Source organism: Promicromonospora sp. MEB111, assembly GCF_030209445.1.
GTDB lineage: Bacteria > Actinomycetota > Actinomycetes > Actinomycetales > Cellulomonadaceae > Promicromonospora.
Genome location: NZ_JARVSD010000009.1, coordinates 1 through 18314 on the forward strand (window position 1 = coordinate 1; position 18314 = coordinate 18314).

Annotated in this window: 19 protein-coding genes and 1 riboswitch; of the genes, 8 read left to right on the forward strand and 11 right to left on the reverse strand. The window is 72.2% G+C overall.

What is annotated here, in order from left to right; all coding sequences use genetic code 11:
- The first annotated feature begins 257 nt into the window (after window positions 1–257).
- From QRN56_RS11090 to QRN56_RS11100, 3 genes are read left to right on the forward strand one after another with little or no spacing between them, the layout of a single operon-like run.
- Window positions 258–1607, forward strand: a complete 1350-nt coding sequence (locus QRN56_RS11090; protein WP_285103180.1) for an extracellular solute-binding protein — start codon at window positions 258–260, stop codon at window positions 1605–1607.
- A gap of 4 nt (window positions 1608–1611) precedes the next feature.
- Window positions 1612–2487: a carbohydrate ABC transporter permease gene (locus QRN56_RS11095; RefSeq protein ID WP_285103182.1), complete on the forward strand. Its 876-nt coding sequence runs from the start codon at window positions 1612–1614 to the stop codon at window positions 2485–2487.
- Window positions 2487–3371: a carbohydrate ABC transporter permease gene (locus tag QRN56_RS11100; RefSeq protein WP_285103184.1), complete on the forward strand. Its 885-nt coding sequence runs from the start codon at window positions 2487–2489 to the stop codon at window positions 3369–3371. Before QRN56_RS11095 ends, QRN56_RS11100 begins: the two co-directional genes overlap by 1 nt.
- A 19-nt stretch (window positions 3372–3390) precedes the next feature.
- Here the strand turns inward: QRN56_RS11100 and purU are convergent, their stop codons facing one another.
- On the reverse strand, window positions 3391–4251 hold the full coding sequence (gene purU / locus QRN56_RS11105; RefSeq protein ID WP_285103185.1) for a formyltetrahydrofolate deformylase: 861 nt from the start codon (window positions 4249–4251) through the stop codon (window positions 3391–3393).
- Between the two features lie 9 nt (window positions 4252–4260).
- Window positions 4261–4860: a GNAT family N-acetyltransferase gene (locus tag QRN56_RS11110; RefSeq protein WP_285103186.1), complete on the reverse strand. Its 600-nt coding sequence runs from the start codon at window positions 4858–4860 to the stop codon at window positions 4261–4263.
- An 89-nt stretch (window positions 4861–4949) separates the two neighbouring features.
- Between QRN56_RS11110 and QRN56_RS11115 the strand changes: the two genes are divergently transcribed.
- Entirely contained in the window at window positions 4950–5459 is a 510-nt protein-coding gene (locus tag QRN56_RS11115; protein WP_285103188.1) for a GNAT family N-acetyltransferase, read from the forward strand.
- A gap of 1 nt (window position 5460) precedes the next feature.
- On the opposite strand, the gene QRN56_RS11120 is transcribed toward QRN56_RS11115, so the two are convergent.
- From QRN56_RS11120 to QRN56_RS11130, 3 genes are all read right to left on the reverse strand, one after another.
- Window positions 5461–5853 carry a PPOX class F420-dependent oxidoreductase gene (locus QRN56_RS11120; protein WP_285103189.1) on the reverse strand — a complete coding sequence of 131 codons (393 nt, stop codon included), beginning with the start codon at window positions 5851–5853 and terminating at the stop codon, window positions 5461–5463.
- A gap of 38 nt (window positions 5854–5891) precedes the next feature.
- Window positions 5892–7358: an NAD(P)/FAD-dependent oxidoreductase gene (locus tag QRN56_RS11125; protein ID WP_285103191.1), complete on the reverse strand. Its 1467-nt coding sequence runs from the start codon at window positions 7356–7358 to the stop codon at window positions 5892–5894.
- 75 nt (window positions 7359–7433) lie between these two features.
- Window positions 7434–8264, reverse strand: coding sequence for a hypothetical protein (locus tag QRN56_RS11130; RefSeq protein ID WP_285103192.1), 831 nt, complete (start codon window positions 8262–8264; stop codon window positions 7434–7436).
- Between the two features lie 154 nt (window positions 8265–8418).
- A riboswitch (ZMP/ZTP riboswitch) is annotated at window positions 8419–8505 on the forward strand.
- Between the two features lie 98 nt (window positions 8506–8603).
- Between QRN56_RS11130 and glyA the strand changes: the two genes are divergently transcribed.
- From glyA to QRN56_RS11145, 3 genes are all read left to right on the forward strand, one after another.
- The gene (glyA, locus tag QRN56_RS11135) at window positions 8604–9884 is read left to right on the forward strand and encodes a serine hydroxymethyltransferase (RefSeq protein ID WP_285103193.1); all 1281 of its coding nucleotides are present in this window, start codon (window positions 8604–8606) and stop codon (window positions 9882–9884) included.
- Window positions 9885–9888: 4 nt separating this feature from the next.
- Window positions 9889–10770: a bifunctional methylenetetrahydrofolate dehydrogenase/methenyltetrahydrofolate cyclohydrolase gene (locus tag QRN56_RS11140; RefSeq protein WP_285103195.1), complete on the forward strand. Its 882-nt coding sequence runs from the start codon at window positions 9889–9891 to the stop codon at window positions 10768–10770.
- A 165-nt stretch (window positions 10771–10935) separates the two neighbouring features.
- Complete coding sequence (locus QRN56_RS11145) at window positions 10936–11418, forward strand: VOC family protein (protein ID WP_285103197.1); 483 nt, start codon at window positions 10936–10938, stop codon at window positions 11416–11418.
- 5 nt (window positions 11419–11423) lie between these two features.
- Here the strand turns inward: QRN56_RS11145 and QRN56_RS11150 are convergent, their stop codons facing one another.
- Together QRN56_RS11150 and QRN56_RS11155 are read right to left on the reverse strand one after the other, a co-directional pair.
- A complete protein-coding gene (locus QRN56_RS11150) occupies window positions 11424–12080 on the reverse strand; it encodes a trimeric intracellular cation channel family protein (protein WP_285103199.1) in 657 nt (218 codons plus the stop codon).
- A gap of 56 nt (window positions 12081–12136) precedes the next feature.
- Window positions 12137–12865, reverse strand: coding sequence for an alpha/beta fold hydrolase (locus QRN56_RS11155; RefSeq protein WP_285103201.1), 729 nt, complete (start codon window positions 12863–12865; stop codon window positions 12137–12139).
- Window positions 12866–13047: 182 nt separating this feature from the next.
- On the opposite strand from QRN56_RS11155, the gene QRN56_RS11160 reads away from it, so the two are divergent.
- Window positions 13048–13872, forward strand: coding sequence for an exodeoxyribonuclease III (locus QRN56_RS11160; protein WP_285103203.1), 825 nt, complete (start codon window positions 13048–13050; stop codon window positions 13870–13872).
- Here the strand turns inward: QRN56_RS11160 and QRN56_RS11165 are convergent.
- The 4 genes from QRN56_RS11165 to galK all read right to left on the reverse strand — a co-directional run bounded on the left by QRN56_RS11165 (window position 13869) and on the right by galK (window position 18271).
- Window positions 13869–15053, reverse strand: a complete 1185-nt coding sequence (locus QRN56_RS11165; RefSeq protein WP_285103205.1) for an ABC transporter permease — start codon at window positions 15051–15053, stop codon at window positions 13869–13871. The two genes, QRN56_RS11160 and QRN56_RS11165, sit on opposite strands and share 4 nt — an antisense overlap.
- Window positions 15050–15811 carry an ABC transporter ATP-binding protein gene (locus QRN56_RS11170; RefSeq protein WP_285103206.1) on the reverse strand — a complete coding sequence of 254 codons (762 nt, stop codon included), beginning with the start codon at window positions 15809–15811 and terminating at the stop codon, window positions 15050–15052. The genes QRN56_RS11165 and QRN56_RS11170 overlap by 4 nt, the downstream gene beginning before the upstream one ends.
- Entirely contained in the window at window positions 15808–16884 is a 1077-nt protein-coding gene (locus QRN56_RS11175; protein WP_285103208.1) for a permuted SH3 domain-containing protein, read from the reverse strand. Before QRN56_RS11175 ends, QRN56_RS11170 begins: the two co-directional genes overlap by 4 nt.
- 154 nt (window positions 16885–17038) lie before the next feature.
- Window positions 17039–18271: a galactokinase gene (gene galK, locus QRN56_RS11180; RefSeq protein ID WP_285103210.1), complete on the reverse strand. Its 1233-nt coding sequence runs from the start codon at window positions 18269–18271 to the stop codon at window positions 17039–17041.
- Between the last annotated feature and the right edge of the window lie 43 nt (window positions 18272–18314).

The following is an 18314-nucleotide window of genomic DNA, read 5'->3' on the forward strand; positions in this document are numbered from 1 at the left end:
GGCGGTCCTGACGGACCCCCGGGGCCGCTGACCGACCACTGAGCAGCCGCTCAGCAGGCGGGCGGCGACCGTGACGCCTGAAGTCACGGTCGTCGCCCGCCTGCTGAGCGGCTGCTCAGCGCCTCCTCTCGGCAGCGGTCGGTGACAGCGCTGACATCTCTTCGGCGGAGTCCCTTGACTCGGGCCCGCCAGGGGTGAATCGTGTGCGTCAGTTGGCCCGGCGGCGTTGCCGGGTTCGCACGACGCAAGGGAGCTTCATGCGCACGGCACGATTCCTCATCGCACCCGTCACTGCAGCGGCACTCGCCCTCTCGCTCGGTGCCTGCGGCTCCGGCGGAGGCGGCTCGGACTCCTCCACGATCAAGGTGGCCTACCAGAAGTTCGGCAACTTCACGCAGGCCGACGAGCTGTTCAAGGACGTCAAGGCCGACTACGAGAAGGCCAACCCCGGCATCACCGTCGAGCTGGTGCCCATCGAGGCGCAGCAGAACGACTACTTCACCAAGCTCGCCCTGATGAACCGGTCGCCCAGCACCGCGCCGGACGTCATGTACGAGGACACGTACATGATCAAGTCCGACGTCGAGGCCGGGTACCTGGCGCCGCTGGACGACTACCTGGCCGAGTGGGACGAGTGGGACCAGTTCGTCGACAGCGCCAAGGAGGCGGGCGCGGGCGACGACGGCAAGACCTACGGCGTCTCCATGGGCACCGACACGCGCGGTCTCTGGTTCAACAAGGACGTGCTCGCCAAGGCGGGCCTGCCCGAGGACTGGGCGCCGAAGTCGTGGGACGAGCTGCTGGAGGCGGCCCGGGCCATCAAGGAGTCCGACCCCGACGTGGTCCCGTTCAACATGTACTCCGGCAAGCCCCAGGGCGAGGCCGCGGTGATGCAGGGCTTCGAGATGCTGCTGTACGGCACCGGCGACACCCTCTACGAGGACGGCAAGTGGGTGCTCGGCTCCCAGGGCTTCGTCGACAGCCTCGACTTCATCACCACCGTGTTCACCGAGGGGCTCGCGCCGACGCCGCAGCAGGCGCTCGACACCAACATCGGCAACACCGTGCAGGCCGAGTGGCTGCCCGAGGGCAAGGTCGGCATCGCGCTCGACGGCTCGTGGGTGGCGGGCAACTGGCTCGAGTCCGGCGTCGCGCCGTGGCCCGAGTGGTCCGAGAAGATGGGCACCGCCCCGATGCCCACCCAGGACGGCGCCGACCCGGGCGCCGTGAGCATGTCGGGCGGCTGGACCCTCGCGATGGGCTCCGGCTCCAAGAACCCGGACGCCGCGTTCGAGTTCATCTCGATGGCGCTGAACCGCGAAAACTCCCTCTGGTTCGATGTCGCGAACAGCCAGATCGCGGTGCGGACGGACGTCGCCGAGGACCCGGAGTACACCGCGACGAACCCGACCACCGAGTTCTTCACCGGCCTCGTCGACGTGACCAACTTCCGGCCCGCGACGTCGGACTACCCGAAGGTCTCCAACGAGATCATGGTCGCGATGGAGGCCGTGATGACCGGCCAGCAGACACCGGAGGAGGCGGCGGCTGCCTACGACGAAGCGGTGACGGGCATCGTCGGCGAAGAGAACACGGTCCAGGGCTGACCTGATGGCCGTCTCGTCCCGCGGCGTGGCGCGGGTGGTTCCGCTCGCGCCCGCCGTCGTCCTGCTCGCGCTCTTCATGCTCGGCCCCGTGATCTGGTCGTTCTACGGCTCGTTCACGAACACCGCGCTCACCGGGCCCACCGCCCTGAACCCGGAGTGGATCGGGTTCGACAACTACGTGGCGCTGATCGGCGACCCCGACTTCCCCAAGTCGCTGTGGCTCACCGTCGTGTTCGTGTTCCTCTCCGCCGTGGTGGGGCAGAACGTCATGGGCATCGCCCTGGCCGGCCTGCTCCGCTCGGCGGTCAAGCCGGTGCGCTCGATCGCCTCGACGGTCGTCGTCGCCGCGTGGGTGCTGCCCGAGATCGTCGCGGCGTTCGCCGCGTACGCGTTCTTCCACTCCGAGGGCACGCTCAACACGCTGCTCGGCGGCATCGGGATCACGGGGCCGGACTGGCTCTACTCCACCCCGATGCTCGCGGTGATCCTCGCCAACATCTGGCGCGGCACGGCCTTCTCGATGATGGTCTACTCGGCCGCGCTCGCGGAGGTACCGCCCGAGCTCACCGAGGCCGCCCAGCTCGACGGCGCCAACGGGCTGCAGCGGCTCGCCTGGGTGACTCTCCCGGTCATCAGGCGGAGCATCTCGACCAACCTGATGCTCACCACGCTGCAGACCCTGTCCGTGTTCACGCTCATCTACGTGATGACGGGCGGCGGACCCGGCACCGACAGCTCGACCCTGCCGATCCTGGCCTACCAGGAGGCGTTCAAGTTCGCGCAGGTCGGCTACGGCACGGCCATCGCGACCGTGATGATCATCGTGGGCGGGATCTTCTCCGTGATCTACATTCGCGCGCTCCGACCGGAGGTGGACTGATGACGGACACGATGACGAGGCCCGCCGCGCCGGCCCGGAGCGGCCTCGGCACGCTGGCCGCGCCCCGCGGCACGGCGACCAAGGTGGCCGCCAACGTGGTGCTGCTGGTGATCGCCCTGTGCTTCGTGCTCCCGATGGCGTGGGTGGTGGTCGCGTCGTTCGACGCGCAGGCCACGCTCTCCTTCGGGCTGCCCGACGCCGTGACCACCGCGAACTTCGCGGCGATCATGACGCCGGAGCTCACCTGGCTGCCGCTGTGGAACGCGTTCGTGCTGTCCGCGGGGTCGGGGGCCATCACGGTGGTGGTCGCGGTGCTCGCGGCCTACCCCTTGTCGCGGTACCGCATGCGATTCGGCAAGTACTTCCTGTACTCGGTGCTGTTCGGCACCTGCCTGCCGATCACGGCGATCATGGTCCCCGTGTACGCGCTGTTCGTGCAGCTCAACCTGCTCGACTCGCTGCCGGGAACCATCTTCTTCATGGCGGCGACGTCGCTGCCCATGGCGATCTGGATGACCAAGAACTTCATGGACTCGGTGCCGATCTCGCTGGAGGAGGCGGCGTGGACCGAGGGGGCGTCCGCGATGCAGGCGCTGCGCCGCGTGGTGCTGCCGCTCATGCGGCCGGGCATCGCGGTGGTGTTCATCTTCGTGTTCGTGCAGGCGTGGGGGAACTTCTTCGTCCCGTTCGTGCTGCTGCTCTCCCCGGAGAAGCAGCCGGCGGCCGTGAGCATCTTCGCGTTCTTCGGCCAGTACGGGTCGGTCGCCTACGGACAGCTCGCCGCGTACTCGCTGCTGTACGCCGCGCCGGTGCTCGGCCTGTACGTGCTGGTCACCCGCATCTCGGGCTCGGCCTTCGCCCTGGCGGGCGCGGTCAAGGGCTGACGGGACGGCCGCCGCCCGGTCAGCGGAAGACGACCGTGCGGCGGCCGTCCAGCAGCACCCGGCGCTCCGCGTGCCAGCGGACGGCGCGGGCCAGGGTGCGGCGCTCGACGTCCTCGCCGATGCCCACCAGGTCCTCGACCGTGCGGGAGTGGTCCACACGCTCGACGTCCTGCTCGATGATCGGGCCCTCGTCGAGGTCGCCGGTCACGTAGTGCGACGTGGCGCCGATGATCTTGACGCCGCGGTCGTGCGCCTGCCGGTACGGCCCCGCGCCCTTGAACGACGGCAGGAACGAGTGGTGGATGTTGATGACCTGCCCGCTGAGGTCGCGGCACAGCTCGTCGGACAGGATCTGCATGTACCGGGCCAGCACCACGAGCTCGGCGTCGGTCTCCTTGACCAGGCCGCGCAGCGTGGCCTCCGCCTCGGCCTTGGTGTCCTTGGTGACGGGCACGTGGTGGAACGGCTTGCCGTAGAACGCGGCGATGTCCTCCAGGTCGCGGTGGTTGCCCACCACGCCGACCACGTCGATCGGCATGCGCTGCGACCGCTCCCGGTACAGCAGGTCCACGAGGCAGTGCGCGGCCTTGGAGACCATGACGAGCGTGCGGATCCGTCGGCCCACGACGTCGAGCGTCCACGTCATCTGGAACCGGCCCGCCACCTGCGTCATCGCGGCGGTGAGCTCGTCGCGCGACGCCGTCGACTCGACCTGTACGCGCATGAAGAAGAGGCCCGACGCCGGGTCGCCGAACTGCTGCGACTCCGTGATGTTGCCGCCGTGCTCCGCGAGCATCCCGGCCACCGCGTGCACGATTCCCGGCTGGTCCGGGCAGGACAGGGTCAGGATCCAGTGGGTGGCAGCGGTCGCGTCGTTCACGCGGTCAGGCTAACCCGGCGCGGCGACCGGCGGGATGTCGTCCCGTGAGAGCTCGCGGCGCATCACCCAGCGCCGTCGGCCGCCGCTCACGCCGCCGGTCTCGGCCGCCCGCTCGAAGCCCGCCGCCTCGAACATGCGCACCGTGCCGACGTACCCGCTGATCACGTCGACCCGCTCCGCGCCGGCGTCGACCGGGTACCCCTCGACCACCTCGGCGCCATGGGCCCGGGCGTGCTCGACGGCCCCGGCCAGGAGGTGGTGCATCAGCCCCCGTCTCCGGAACCCCGCGCGGACCACGAAGCACACCGCCACCCAGGCGTCGCGGTCGTCGACGAACGGGATGGTGCGCGTGTTCATGAGCCGCCGGTACGTGGAGCGGGGCGCGACCGAGCACCAGCCCGCGACGACGTCGTCCACGTACACCAGGACGCCGGGGCCGGGCTCGGTGGCGCACTGGTCCCGCATGTAACCGGGGCGGTCCTCCTGCGCGACGCGGCTGTCCCGGTAGGCCATGCACCAGCAGCCCTTGCCGCCCGGCTTCTTGACGCCGACCACCTCGTAGAAGTCGTCGTACCGCCCGAGGGCGGGCCGCACCTCGATGTGCTCCATGCCCCCGAACCTACGCCGGGCCACCGACACGCCCGACCGGACCGTGGTCGCCGTCGACCCGGGCGTGTCACCTCTGCCACCATGGACCCATGAGCAACTCCACCACGACGATCGCCCTGGTCGAGGACGACCATGCGGGCGAGCTCCTCACGCTGCGCCGTGCCGCGTTCGTCACCGAGGCCCAGCTGTACGACGACCCGAACATCCCCCCGCTGACCCAGACGCTCGCCGAGCTGCGCGAGGACCTGGCGCGGGACGACGTGGTGACGATCGGCGCGTGGGAGGGCCACCGGATGATCGGCTCGGTGCGCGTCGAGATCGAGGGCGAGAAGGCGACCCTCGGCCGCCTCGCCGTGGCCCCGGACAAGCAGGCCCGCGGCATCGGCACCGAGATGCTGTTCGCCGTGCTCCCTTACCTGCCGGAGCAGACCACGGAGATCTGGGTCTTCACCGGCAAGGACTCCAAGCAGAACCTCGCGCTGTACACCAAGCACGGGTACGAGGAGCAGTACGACAAGGCCGCGGGCGACCTGACGTACACCTACCTGCGCCGTGTGCTCGGCGCCGCGGGCGCGCAGCCCGTGCCGCAGGAGAAGTAGGTCAGAAGCCCCACGCGTGGAAGGACTCGATCTCCATCCACGCGTCGAACCGCGGGTTCTCGCGGTTCGGGTAGGGCTTGCCGCCGTAGTGGACGGAGAGCCGGTCGATGCCGGCCAGGCCCTCGTCGGGCGTGATCGTCACGCGGCCCTGGAGGCTCACGTGCCGGTACCAGTTCTCGGAGTCCAGCACCGTGAGGGACACGCGCGGGTCCGCCCGCAGGTGGTCCAGGCGCTTGCGCGTGCCGTCGAGGTTCAGCAGCACCCGGCCGTCCTCGTACAGGTACCAGGTGGCCACCGACACGGGCGCGCCGTCGGGCCGGACGGTCGCCATGACCGCGTGGTTCGGGCGTTCGAGGACCTTCGCGATGTGCTCCGGGACCGGGGGCTTGGCCACTTCGTGCTCCTTCGACGTCGGGTGTTCGCCGCAGCCAATCAGGTATCGCGGCCCAGGCCAAGCGCGTCCAGGGACCGGAGCAGCACGTCGCGGCGTCCGTGGCCGTGGTCGGCGCCGTCCAGCGACCGGCCCACGGCGCGGAGCCCGGCCGCCGTGACCGGTTCCGGCGGGAACGGGGCCGGGACCTGCCGCAGGGTGCGGAGCGCGGAGCGCTCGGTCTCCGCGGCGCCGTCGAGCACGTCGAACCGGTCCAGCGCCACCTCCGCCGCGAAGTGCGTCGCGACGACGCCGAGTCCGGCGAACCCCGCCACGTGCTGCACGCGTCCGCCTGCGGCCTGACCGAGGAACGGGCCGCAACCGGTGGTGACGCCGGCCGCGCCGGCCCACCGGTGCGTGAGGCGGACGCCCTCGAGCTGGGGGAACGTCGTCAGCAGGTGCTCGGCGAGACGCCGGGAGGCCTCCGGCCGGTTCTCGTACGCGCGGCGCACGCGGCCGCCGTAGTGGTAGACGGCGTCGTGCCCGCCGAACACGATCCGGTCGTCGGCCGTGAGCCGGTAGCGGTGGGCCCGGTGGGCCAGGTCCCGCAGCCCCTGCCGGCCGCGCCAGCCGATGGCGCCCAGCAGCTCGGCGGACAGCGGCTCCGTCGCTATCGCGTAGTCGTACACCGGCACGGTGTGCCGGCGGTAGCGCCGCGGCAGGGCCGGGAACGCGCCCGTCCCGAGCACCACGCGGTCCGCCCGCACGGCGGCCTCGCCCGCGGGCGAGGTGGTGCGCAGGACGACGTCGCCGTGCGCGCCCCGGCCCGGCGGCACCAGCCGGGTCACCCGCGTGTGCTCGAAGATCTCGACGCCGAGCGCGCTCGCCGCCCGCGCCAGCTCGGCGGCCAGCCGCGCGGGGTGCGTGAGCGCGACGGCGTCGGGGCGGACCAGGCCGGCCTCGTAGGTGGGGCTGGCGATCTCGGCGCGCACCTTGGCCCGGTCGAGCAGGGTGTGCGGTGCGCCGGCCCGGGCGGCGGCGCCCGCTGCGTCCTGCAGCCAGTCGATCTGGTGGGGCTCCACGGCCAGGTCGACCACGCCGGTGCGCTCCCACGGGCAGTCCAGGCCCAGCTCGGCCACGGCGGAGCCGACGGCCGCCAGGTGCTCCTGGCCGAGCCGGGTCAGCGCGGCGCGCTCGTCGGCGTCGGGCCGTCCGCCGTGCGTGAGGCGTGCCCCGCAGAACCCGGGGCCGCGGCCCGACGCGGCCCAGCCGACGGACCTGCCCTCGATCAGCACCACGCGCGCGCCGGGATGGCGCTGCCTGGCCCGCAGCGCCGCCCACAGCCCGGCGTACCCGGCGCCGACCACGGCGACGTCGGCCCGCACCCGGGCCGACAGGGCGGGGTAGGCCGCGGGCTCACCCAGGTCGTCCTGCCAGAACACCGCTTGACGTGTGCTGGCCAGGGCATGGTCGACGACAGACCTGGCCGGAACGTTACGCTCGAAGACGGTCTGCCGCCGGTGCCCCATGTCGCAAATCTAGCCAATGCCCGATGAATGCTGGTTTCGGCTGGGTGAGCACTGGATGACGCCGCCGGTCAGAGCTCAGCCGGCGAGGCAGACCGTCTCGAAGCTGCGGGCTGCGTCGTACCCGAGCTCGAGCTTGTCCTGGGTGCCCTCGGGGCACTCCATCCCGCTGACGATGAGCGCCGTGACCTTGCGCGCGCCGTCCGACGAGCAGGCGAGCTCGCCGCCGTTGCCGTCCACGCAGTCGCCGCTCACGAGCTGTCCGCCGCCCTTGCCCGGGTCCCCGGGGTGGTCGTCGGCCAGGTTGCGCGCGCACACCGCCTGCGTCTCGCCGCCGGCCTGGCCGTCCTTCTGGAAGACGACGTCGGTGCCGGCCGGGCAGTGCAGCTGCGCCAGCGACACCGCGTCCTGGATCTCGAGGATCGAGACCGTGGCGTCGGGGTCGTCGCACAGCAGGGGGCGGTAGGTGTCGGCCCCGTCCGTGGCCGAGGGCGACGGGTCGGGTCCGGCACAGGCGTCGACCGCCCACGCGGCGGCGGTGTCGTCCGTGCCGTCGGGCCCGAAGAAGTGCACGCCCACGGCGACGATCACGCCGGCGGCGACGAGGAAGGCGACGACGGACCAGATCCAGTCCCGCCTGCCTCCGCCCTTGCGCCGGCCTTTCTTGCCGTCGGCCTCGCCGCCCCCGCCGGACGGCAGGTCCGGGCCGGGCGGCTGGGTCCGGCCGGACGGCAGCGGGGTCGCGCCGGTCCGGGCCGGGAACTGACCGGTCCGCGGCTGGAACTGGCTGGAGCGCTGGACGGGCTGGAACTGGCTGGAGCGCTGGACCGGCTCGAACTGGCCGGAGCGGCGGCGCGGGTCTGGCTGGTGCTCCGGAACGCCTGCGTCCGGTGACACGGGGGAGGGCATGGCCGCACAGTAGCGACGTCGGGGTGAATCGCAAAAGGGTCTCAGGTACTTTCGCTGCAATCCCGCGGTTCCTGGCCGGTGGCCGGACGCCTGGCGGGTGCACGGTGGGCGCGTGGTGGCCGCGCGGGACGGGCTCCGGCCGCCGCTGCTACGATCTTCGGGTCGCGACTGGCGTCAGGTGGATCACCACCGGGGAGCGACGAGTCATGCCGACGACGGGTCGTTCGCCTGGGCCCTGGGTCACCTTGTGAGAGGTGCACGCCCGGTCCAGTCGTGTCGCGGCGCGTGTGCCCTCCACCGCCGTCCGACCATTCCCCGTCCCGCATGAATCGAGGAGCCATGAGCGCATCGACCCCCGACCCGCTCGCCACCCCGCTCGCCGAGCTCGACCCCGAGATCGCCGCCGTCCTGACCGGTGAGCTGGCCCGCCAGCGCGACACGCTCGAGATGATCGCGTCCGAGAACTTCGTGCCGCGCGCCGTCCTGGAGGCCCAGGGCTCGGTCCTGACCAACAAGTACGCCGAGGGCTACCCGGGGCGCCGCTACTACGGCGGCTGCGAGCAGGTGGACATCGCCGAGAACCTGGCGATCGCCCGCGCCAAGGACCTGTTCGGCGCCGAGCACGCCAACGTCCAGCCGCACTCCGGTGCCCAGGCCAACGCCGCGGTGCTGCACGCCCTGATCAACGCGGGCGACAAGATCCTCGGCCTCGAGCTGGCCCACGGCGGCCACCTCACGCACGGCATGCGGATCAACTTCAGCGGCAAGCTGTACGACGTCGGCGCCTACGGCGTGGACCCGCAGTCCTACCGCATCGAGATGGACGAGGTGCGCAAGAAGGCGCTGGAGCACCGCCCCGACGTCATCATCGCCGGCTGGTCCGCGTACCCGCGTCACCTCGACTTCGCCGCGTTCCGCGAGGTCGCGGACGAGGTCGGCGCCAAGCTCTGGGTCGACATGGCGCACTTCGCCGGTCTCGTCGCGGCGGGTCTGCACCCGTCCCCGGTGCCGTACGCCGACGTCGTCTCCTCGACCGTGCACAAGACGATCGGCGGGCCGCGCTCCGGCTTCATCCTCTCCAAGGAGGAGTACGCCAAGAAGATCGACTCCGCGGTGTTCCCGGGCCAGCAGGGCGGCCCGCTCATGCACGTGATCGCCGCCAAGGCCGTCTCGTTCAAGGTCGCCGCGACCGAGTCCTTCAAGGACCGCCAGGAGCGCACGCTGCGGGGTGCGTCGATCATCGCCGAGCGCCTCTCGCAGCCCGACGTCGCCGCGGCCGGAGCGTCCGTGCTCACTGGCGGCACCGACGTGCACCTGGTGCTCGTGGACCTGCGCAACTCCCAGCTCGACGGGCAGCAGGCCGAGGACCTCCTGCACGACGCCGGGATCACCGTGAACCGCAACGCCGTCCCGTTCGACCCGCGCCCCCCGCGCGTCACCTCGGGCCTGCGGATCGGCACGCCGGCGCTCGCCACCCGCGGGTTCGGCGACGCCGAGTTCACCGAGGTCGCCGACATCATCGCGACGGCCCTGAAGGACGGCGCCGCGACCGACGTCGACGCCCTCTCGGCGCGGGTCGAGAAGCTCACCGCCGCGTTCCCGCTCTACCCGGGGCTCTGAGCCGATGACCGCACAGATCCTGGACGGGAAGGCCACGGCCGCCGCCATCAAGGCGGAGCTCAAGGACCGCGTCACGGCACTGCGCGAGCGCGGCGTCGTGCCGGGGCTCGGCACGCTGCTGGTCGGCGAGGACCCCGGCTCGCAGTGGTACGTGGCGGGCAAGCACCGCGACTGCGCCGAGGTCGGCATCGCGTCGATCCGGGAGGACCTCCCGGCCACGGCCACGCAGGAGGAGATCGAGGCCGCGGTACGCCGGCTGAACGAGGACCCGGCCTGCACCGGGTACATCGTCCAGCTCCCGCTGCCCCAGGGCATCGACACCAACCGCGTGCTGGAGCTCGTCGACCCCGACAAGGACGCCGACGGCCTGCACCCCACGAACCTGGGGCGCCTGGTGCTGCGGGTCAACGAGGAGATCACGTCCTCGCTGCCCTGCACGCCGCGCGGCATCATCGAGCTGGTGGAGCGGCACGGCATCAAGCTCGCCGGCAAGGAGATCGTGGTGCTGGGCCGCGGCGTCACCGTGGGCCGCCCGATCGGCCTGCTGCTCACGCGCCGCGCCGTCAACGCGACGGTCACCCTGACGCACACCGGCACGCAGGACCTCGCCGCCCTGGTCCGGCGGGCCGACGTCGTCGTGGCCGCCGCGGGCGTCAAGGGCATCGTGTCCGGTGACATGGTCAAGCCGGGCGCCGTGCTCATCGACGTCGGCGTCTCTCGCGAGATCAACCCGGAGACGGGCAAGTCGCGGGTCGTCGGCGACGTCTCGCCCGAGGCCGCCGAGATCGCGGGCTGGGTGTCGCCCAACCCGGGCGGCGTCGGTCCCATGACGCGGGCGATGCTGCTGGCGAACGTGGTGGAGTCGGCGGAGCGCTCGCTGGCCTGAGCTCGGGTTGACCACAGCGGTTGCTGCCAGGCGGGCTCGCTCACTGGCAGCAACCGCTGTTCTCGGCGACCCGGGCTGCCCGCGGCGATGAGTTGCGGGTTGCCGCGGCGTCTGAAGAGTTGATGCTGGGGCCGAGGACGGCCCCGACCGACTCAGGAGGACATCATGGTGAGTGTGCGGACCCATCTCTGGTTCGGGAACAACAGGGCGGGCGAGGCGGCCGCGTTCTACGCCGAGCACATCCCGGGCTCGTCGGTCGAGCGGGTGGTCAAGGCGCCGGAGAACGCTCCGGGTGCCGAGGCGGGCACGGACTTCGTCGTGGAGTTCACGGTGGCGGGCCAGCCCGTGATCGGGCTGAACGCCGGACCGCACTTCACGCTCGACGAGGCGTTCTCGTTCTACCTGTCCGTCGAGGGGCAGGACGAGGTCGACCACTACTGGGACGTGCTGACCGCCGACGGCGGCGAACCCGGTGCCTGCGGCTGGTGCAAGGACAAGTTCGGGGTGTCGTGGCAGGTGATCCCCAAGGAGCTCGAACGGCTCAGCGGCTCGTACGCGACGCCGGCCGAGATCGCCACGATGAACGCGATGCTGACGATGGGCAAGATCGACGTCGCCGCGCTGCAGGCCGCGCACGACGCCGCGTAGGAGGCTCAGCGCGGCCGGCGTCGCACGACCAGGGCCTGCTGCTCGGGGAACCTCCAGTCGTAACGCACGGCGAGCAGCCGCACCAGGGTGGTGAGAACCACGGCGGCGACGGCGGCCCAGAGCACGGGGACCCCGAGCGCCACGAGCGCCACGAGCAGTGCGGCGCCGCCCGCTGCCGCGACCGCGTAGAGCGACCCGACGTGCAGCAGGGCGACCGGGAGGTTGAGGGTCACGTCGCGAAGCACGGAGCCGCCGACGGCCGCCGCCGCGCCGACGAACACCGCCGGGACGGCCGGCACCCCGAGGGCGAGGGCCTTCGAGGTGCCGATCGCGCCGAACAGGCCGATGACGACGGCGTCCAGCGGGATGATGACGGGGTCGAGGCGGGCGAACAGCCGCCGCAGCGACAGCCCGACCAGGGCCGCGACAGCCGCGACGAGCACGTACCAGGGCCCGTAGATCACCACGGGCGGCTCGCCGAGCAGGATGTCGCGCAGCAGGCTGCCGCCGAGCGCCACGCCGATGCCGACGAGCACCGTGCCCAGCACGTCGATGCGGCGGTCGGTGAACGCGCCGGCGAAGAGCGCGCCCTGGAGCGCGCCCAGTGCCACCGCCGCGAGCTCGGCCCAGAGCGGGATGCCGAAGGGGATGATCGTGTCCATGCGGGTGCTCGTTCTCCGTGCTCGCCGCGCACCGCATGGTGCGCGGCGGAACGGGTTCAGCGGGCGGTGGTCCGCGCGGCCTCGAGGATCACGTCCGTCACGGACTCCGGCCGGGAGACCGTCACGGCGTGCGAGGCGTCGACCTCGACGAGCGTGGCGCCCGCGCGCTCGGCCATGAAGCGCGAGAGCTCCGCGGGGACGGCGAGGTCCTTCGTCGCCGAGAGCACCCACGACGGGATCGACTTCCAGGCGGCGGTGCCGGCCGGCGCCTCGAAGGCGGCGAGCCCGAGCGGACGCTGCGTGGCGGCCATGTGCTCCGCCGTGGTCGCGTCGACGTCACCCGCGAACAGCTCGTGGAACTGCGCGGGGTCGATGTAGAGCTCCGTGGCCGTCGTGCCCTCGGGCGTGGTGTACGGGAACGGCTGCGCCGCGCCGCCGAGCCTGGCCCCGGGGAACTTCTCGACGAGGTCGACCAGGCTCTCACCGGGCTCCGCGAGGAAGCTCGCGACGTAGACCAGGGCGGTCACGTTCGGGTTGCCCTCGGCCGCGTGGCTCATCACGTGCCCGCCGTAGGAGTGGCCGGCGATGACGACGGGTCCGTCGATCGTCGCGAGCACGTCACGCAGGTACTGCGCGTCCTGCTCCAGCTCGCGGAGCGGGTTGGCGACCGCGATCACGCGGTGGCCGGCCTGGCGAAGTGCCGTGATCGAGCCGTTCCAGCTCGACGAGTCGGCGTAGGCGCCGTGGACCAGGACGATGGTCTGCTTCGTGGCGGTGGTGTTCATGATGCCCTCTCTCTGCGATCGGTCCTGCTTCGTCGAAGACCTGGTGTCTTCGTTCCCCCCGCGTAACGCATCTGACATCCAATATATTGCATGCCGGATGGTCGAGCAAGAGTTCGCCGATGAGCAGACGCCGGCGGGGCGCGTGATCCGCCTCTGTCAGAGGTGGCCGTTAGGCTCTCCCGGTGCCCCTGATCGTCGCCACCGCCAATGTCAACGGGATCCGTGCCGCCGTCCGCCGCGGCATCGAGTCCTGGATCGCCACCCGCACGCCGGACGTCCTGCTGCTGCAGGAGGTGCGGGCGCCCGACAAGCTGGTCCGTGAGGTGCTCGACGGCTGGCACGTCGCACACGCGGAGAGCGAGGTCAAGGGGCGCGCCGGGGTGCTCGTCGCGTCCCGGCTGCCGCTCGGCGACGTCCGCACGGGGCTCGCGACCCACGGGCCCGACGGTGCCGCGGAGACCGGCGCCGACACCGGCCGCTGGGTCGAGGCCGACGTGCGCCTGCCCGACGGCGGCACGCTCACGGCCGTCTCCGCCTACCTGCACTCCGGGTCCACCAACCCGGGCCAGGAGCACACGATGGTGGCCAAGTACGCCTACCTGGAGAAGGTGACGGCGCGGCTCGCCGAGCTCTCCGCGGCGCAGGTCCCGGCAGTCGTGGCGGGCGACCTCAACATCGCCCACCAGAACGTGGACATCAAGAACTGGAAGGGCAACCAGAAGAGCGCCGGGTTCCTCCCCGAGGAGCGGGCGTACGTGACCCGCTGGCTCGACGAGCACCGGTGGACGGACCTGGGCCGCTCCCACGCGGGTGACGGCCCCGGCCCGTACACGTGGTGGTCGTGGCGCGGCGCGGCGTTCGACAACGACTCCGGCTGGCGCATCGACTACCAGCTCGCCAACCCGGCCCTCGCGGGCGCCTGCCGCAAGGTCGAGGTCGACCGGGCGCCCACCTACGCCGAGCGCTGGAGCGACCACGCCCCGGTCGTGGCGACCTACGAGCTCTAGTAGCGGATCGCGTCGATCACCTTGACCCGCACCGCGTAGATCGCCGGGATCAGGCCGGCCAGCGCCCCGATCCCGACGGCGCACGCCATGCCCACCAGGGCGGCGTCGAACGGGAAGCCCGGCAGGTCGTCGAGCGGCCGGCCGAAGATGCGGTCGATCGGGATGTTCTTGATCACGGCCACCGCGATCACCACGCCGACCACACCCGCCACGGTGGTGGCGACCACCGACTCCATGAGCACGCCGAAGAACACCCGCCCGCTGGTGGCCCCGAAGGACCGCCGGATGCCGATCTCCCGGATGCGGTAGCGCACGGTGACCAGCGCGATGTTGAGCAGCCCGAGCCCGCCCAGGAGCAGCGCGAACCCGCCGACCCCGAGCACCAGGTACTGCAGCACGCGGTCGATCACCAGCGCGTCCGCCATCGGCTTCTGCACGTCGAACGGGACGCCCGCCGCCGCCAGGTCGCGGGGCAGCACCTCGGCGAACCGGTCGGCGAGCTCCGGCGGGACCCAGAACCGGTAGCTGTCGGCCATCACCCGGTCGGGGAACCAGCGCACCGCCTGGTCGAACAGCATCAGGGCGCGCGGTCCCTCGTCGTTCCACTGCACGGGCACCACGCCGATCACGGTGGCGGCCACGGGCGACTCGCCCTCGAGCACCACCTTCGGGTGCGTGGTCACGGGGGCGCCGTCGGCGTAGGCGTCCAGGAAGGCCTGGTTCACCACGAGCACGGGGGCCAGCCGCTCGGCGTCGGACTCGGTGAACCAGCGGCCCGCCTCGAGGTCCTGACGGGTGATGATCCCGCTGTCGACGTCGACGGCCGACCACTCGACGTAGGTCCCGCTCTCCCCGCCGCGCACCGCGAGGTCGGTGGTCGCGCGCACGGAGTGGTACGAGATCTTGTGCCGCTCGGCCACGGCGTCGACGATCGCGTCCACCTCGGCCGGCGTCGTCCCGGCCTCGGCCGGACCCATCGACCAGGCCTCCAGCGTCGTGTCGCGGCCCGACATGCGCTCGTTCTGCTCCTGCATGGCCTGGCCGAACATCGTCACGGCGGCCGTGATGCCGGTGATCGCGGTGACGGCGCAGGCGACGCCGACCAGCGCGAGCAGCACGCGGACCCGGTGGATCCGCAGCTCGTCCCAGGCCTCGACGATCGCGCCCACGACGCCGGTCATGCGGGAATCCCAGCAGACTCGGACTCGGACATCGGCGTTGACTCGGCCACGGCCGCAGGAGCGTCGAGGTGGATGGGCACCAGCACGCCGTCGGCCAGCCGGAACTGGCGGTCGGCGCGTGCCGCGATCGCCAGGTCGTGCGTGATGGTCACCAGGGCAGCCCCGGTCTCGCTCGCGGCGTCGTCCAGGAGGGTCATGATCGCCTGCCCGGTCTCGACGTCGAGCGCGCCCGTTGGCTCGTCGGCGAGGATGACGCGCGGCCCGCGCACGAGCGCGCGGGCGATGGCGACCCGCTGCTGCTCGCCGCCCGAGAGCTTCTCGGGCCGGGTGTCGAGGCGTGCGCCCAGCCCGACGCGTTCGAGGGACCGCGTGGCGAGCCTGGTGCGGTTCCAGAACTGCTTGCCGCGCGCGTACAGCAGGGGCGCGGCGACGTTCTCGAGCGCCGTCCGGCCCTGCAGCAGGTTGAACTGCTGGAACACGAAGCCGAAGTCGTCGCCCCGGCGGCGGGCCAGGGCCCGGCTCCGCAGCCGGCCGACGGGCTCGCCCTCCAGGAGGTACTCGCCGGAGGTGGGTGAGTCGAGCAGGCCCAGGATGTTCAGCAGCGTGGACTTGCCGGTGCCGGAGCGGCCGACGATCGCCACGTGCTCACCGGGGCCGACCGTCAGGTCCACCCCGCGGAGGATCTCCAGCGTGCTCCCGTCCGGGAGCTCCACGTGCCGGGTGACGCCCTGCAGGTCGACGAGCGGGGTTGCGGTCATCCGAAGCACTCCTCCTCGAACGCCTGCGTGGTCTCCATGTCGCCCTCCATCGCCGCCTGGTCGTAGGCGGCCATGTCCTCGCAGTCGACACCGCCCTCCGTGCCGTCGTCGACGGGCGTGAACTCCAGGATCTGCTCGCCGGCCTTCAGGCCCTTGGTGACCTCGACCTGCAGCCCGTCGGTCAGCCCCAGGGTCACGTCGCGGGGCTCGGGCTCCGCGCCCTCCTCCTTGACGGTCCACACCCGGCCGGTCTGGGAGGTGCCGAGCACCGCGCTGACCGGCACCACGACGACGTCCTTGGCGTTGCCGTTGGTGATCTCGATCTCGGCGCCCAGGCCGGAGAACGCCGTGACCTTGGGCGGGATGGAGCAGTGGACGGCGCCGGTGGCCGCCTCGGGCGCGCCCGCCGCCTCCTCGCCGCCCGCCGCGGCCGCGCCGCCGGGCGCCTCGCCGATCGTCAGCCCGGTGCACGTGAACGGCGCCGGCCCACCCTTGAGCGTCACCTGCGCGGAGCCCTTGGCGCCGACCAGCCGGTACTGCTGGTCGGCGGTCAGCGTGCCGGAGACCGAGAGGGTCCCGGGCGAGATCGTGCCGATGACCTCGCCCACGGCCACCGCCTGGTCCTTGAGCGCCGTGACGTCCACGGTGCCGGACACGGGCGCGAGGGCCGAGGTCCAGGTGACCTTGGGCTCCTGCTCGGTGACGGTCTCCTCGCCGGTCTCGTCGTCGACCTCGACCACGGGCTCGACGGGCTCCTCGCTCTTGATCCACAGGACGCGGGTGCCCTTGTCGACCTTGGCGTCGTCGACCTGGATCTCGGCGATGACGCCGTTGGCGGTGGCCTTGATCTCTACCGGCGGGTCGGTGACCACGGACGCCGGCACCGTGACCGCGTTGGTGACGGAGCCCTTCTCGACGGGGATCACCGCCTCGGTGATCTCGCCCGTGGGCTGCAGCGCGTCCGGCGGGTCGAGCTCGGCGCCCTTGAGCGCCAGGACCACGAGCGCGACGGCGATCACGGCCCAGATGATGATCCGGGCGGTGGGGAAGACGTACTGGCGGACAGCACCCATGGGGGCTCCTCGCGGCGGGGACGGTGAGAGGGCAGCCCGCTGGACACTAGTGCAGGTACCGGCCGGAAGGGGATGAAAGTACGGGGTGAAGCCAAGCCTTTGCGGACGAGGGCCCCGCACCTGACGGTGCGGGGCCCTGGCGGTGCGGCCGTGCTCAGCCGGCGGGGGCCGACGGCGGTGCCAGCAGGAACGCGGGGGCCGTCAGGCCGGCGTCGGCGAACGCGTCCGCGACCGCCTGGGCGACCGTGTCGACGTCGGACAGGCGGACCAGCGCGATGGCGCTGCCGCCGAACCCGCCGCCCGTCATGCGCGCGCCGAGCGCGCCGGCGGCCATGGCGGAGTCGACGACGAGGTCGAGCTCGCGGCAGGAGACCTCGTAGTCGTCCCGCAGCGAGACGTGCGAGGCGACCATGAACGGGCCGACGTCGGTCGCGCGGCCCTCGCGCACCAGGTCGGCGAACCGCGCGGTGCGGTCGATCTCCGAGACGACGTGGCGCACGCGGCGGCGCAGCACGCCGTCGGGGTCGTGGGGCTCGAGCTCGGCCAGCGCGCGGTCGATGCCCATGCCACCGAGCGTCGGCGCGATCTCGCGCAGCGACTCCAGGCCCAGCAGCTCCGCGGCCTGCTCGCACGAGGCGCGGCGGGCGCCGTACTCGCCGGAGACGTGCGAGTGCTCGGCCTTGGTGTCGACGACCAGGAGCGTGAGCCCGGCGGTGTCGAGGTCGAACGGTACGGGCACGCCCGACTCCAGCGGCTTCAGGCCCGGCCGGAAGTCGAGCAGCAGGGCGTAGCCCTCGCGGCAGCGCAGCGACGCCGACTGGTCGAGCCCGCCCGTGGGAGCGCCTGCGATCTCGTTCTCGGCGCGGCGGGTGGCGTCGACCAGCTCGGCGCGCCCGGCGTCGGACGCCGTGAGGCCGAGGCCCGCCACGGCGTCGAGGGCCACCGCGACGGCGGCCTCCAGGGCCGCCGAGGAGCTCAGGCCGGCGCCGAACGGCACGCACGAGTCGACGGCGGCGTCGAAGCCGCCGACCTTGTGCCCGGCCTCCGCCAGGGCCCAGGCGACGCCGGCGACGTAGGCGCCCCAGCCCTGCACCGCGCCGGGCGCGACGTCGGACAGGCGAGCCTCCCAGACGCCCTCGGCCTGCGCCGACACCAGCCGGACCAGGTCGTCCTCGCGCGGCCGCAGCGCGATGTAGGTGCGGTGCGGCAGCGCCGTCGGCAGGCAGAGACCGGCGTTGTAGTCGGTGTGCTCGCCGATGAGGTTGACCCGCCCGGGGGCGGACCAGACGCCCTCGGGGGAGCCGTCGAACGAACGGGTGAAGAGCTCGTCGACCCGGTGCGCGCCGTCCTCGGCGGTCCAGGCCTCGAGCCAGTTGATGGTGGTCACGTACCTGATTATTGCCCGTTGAGCGCGCCGGGCCGACCGCCGG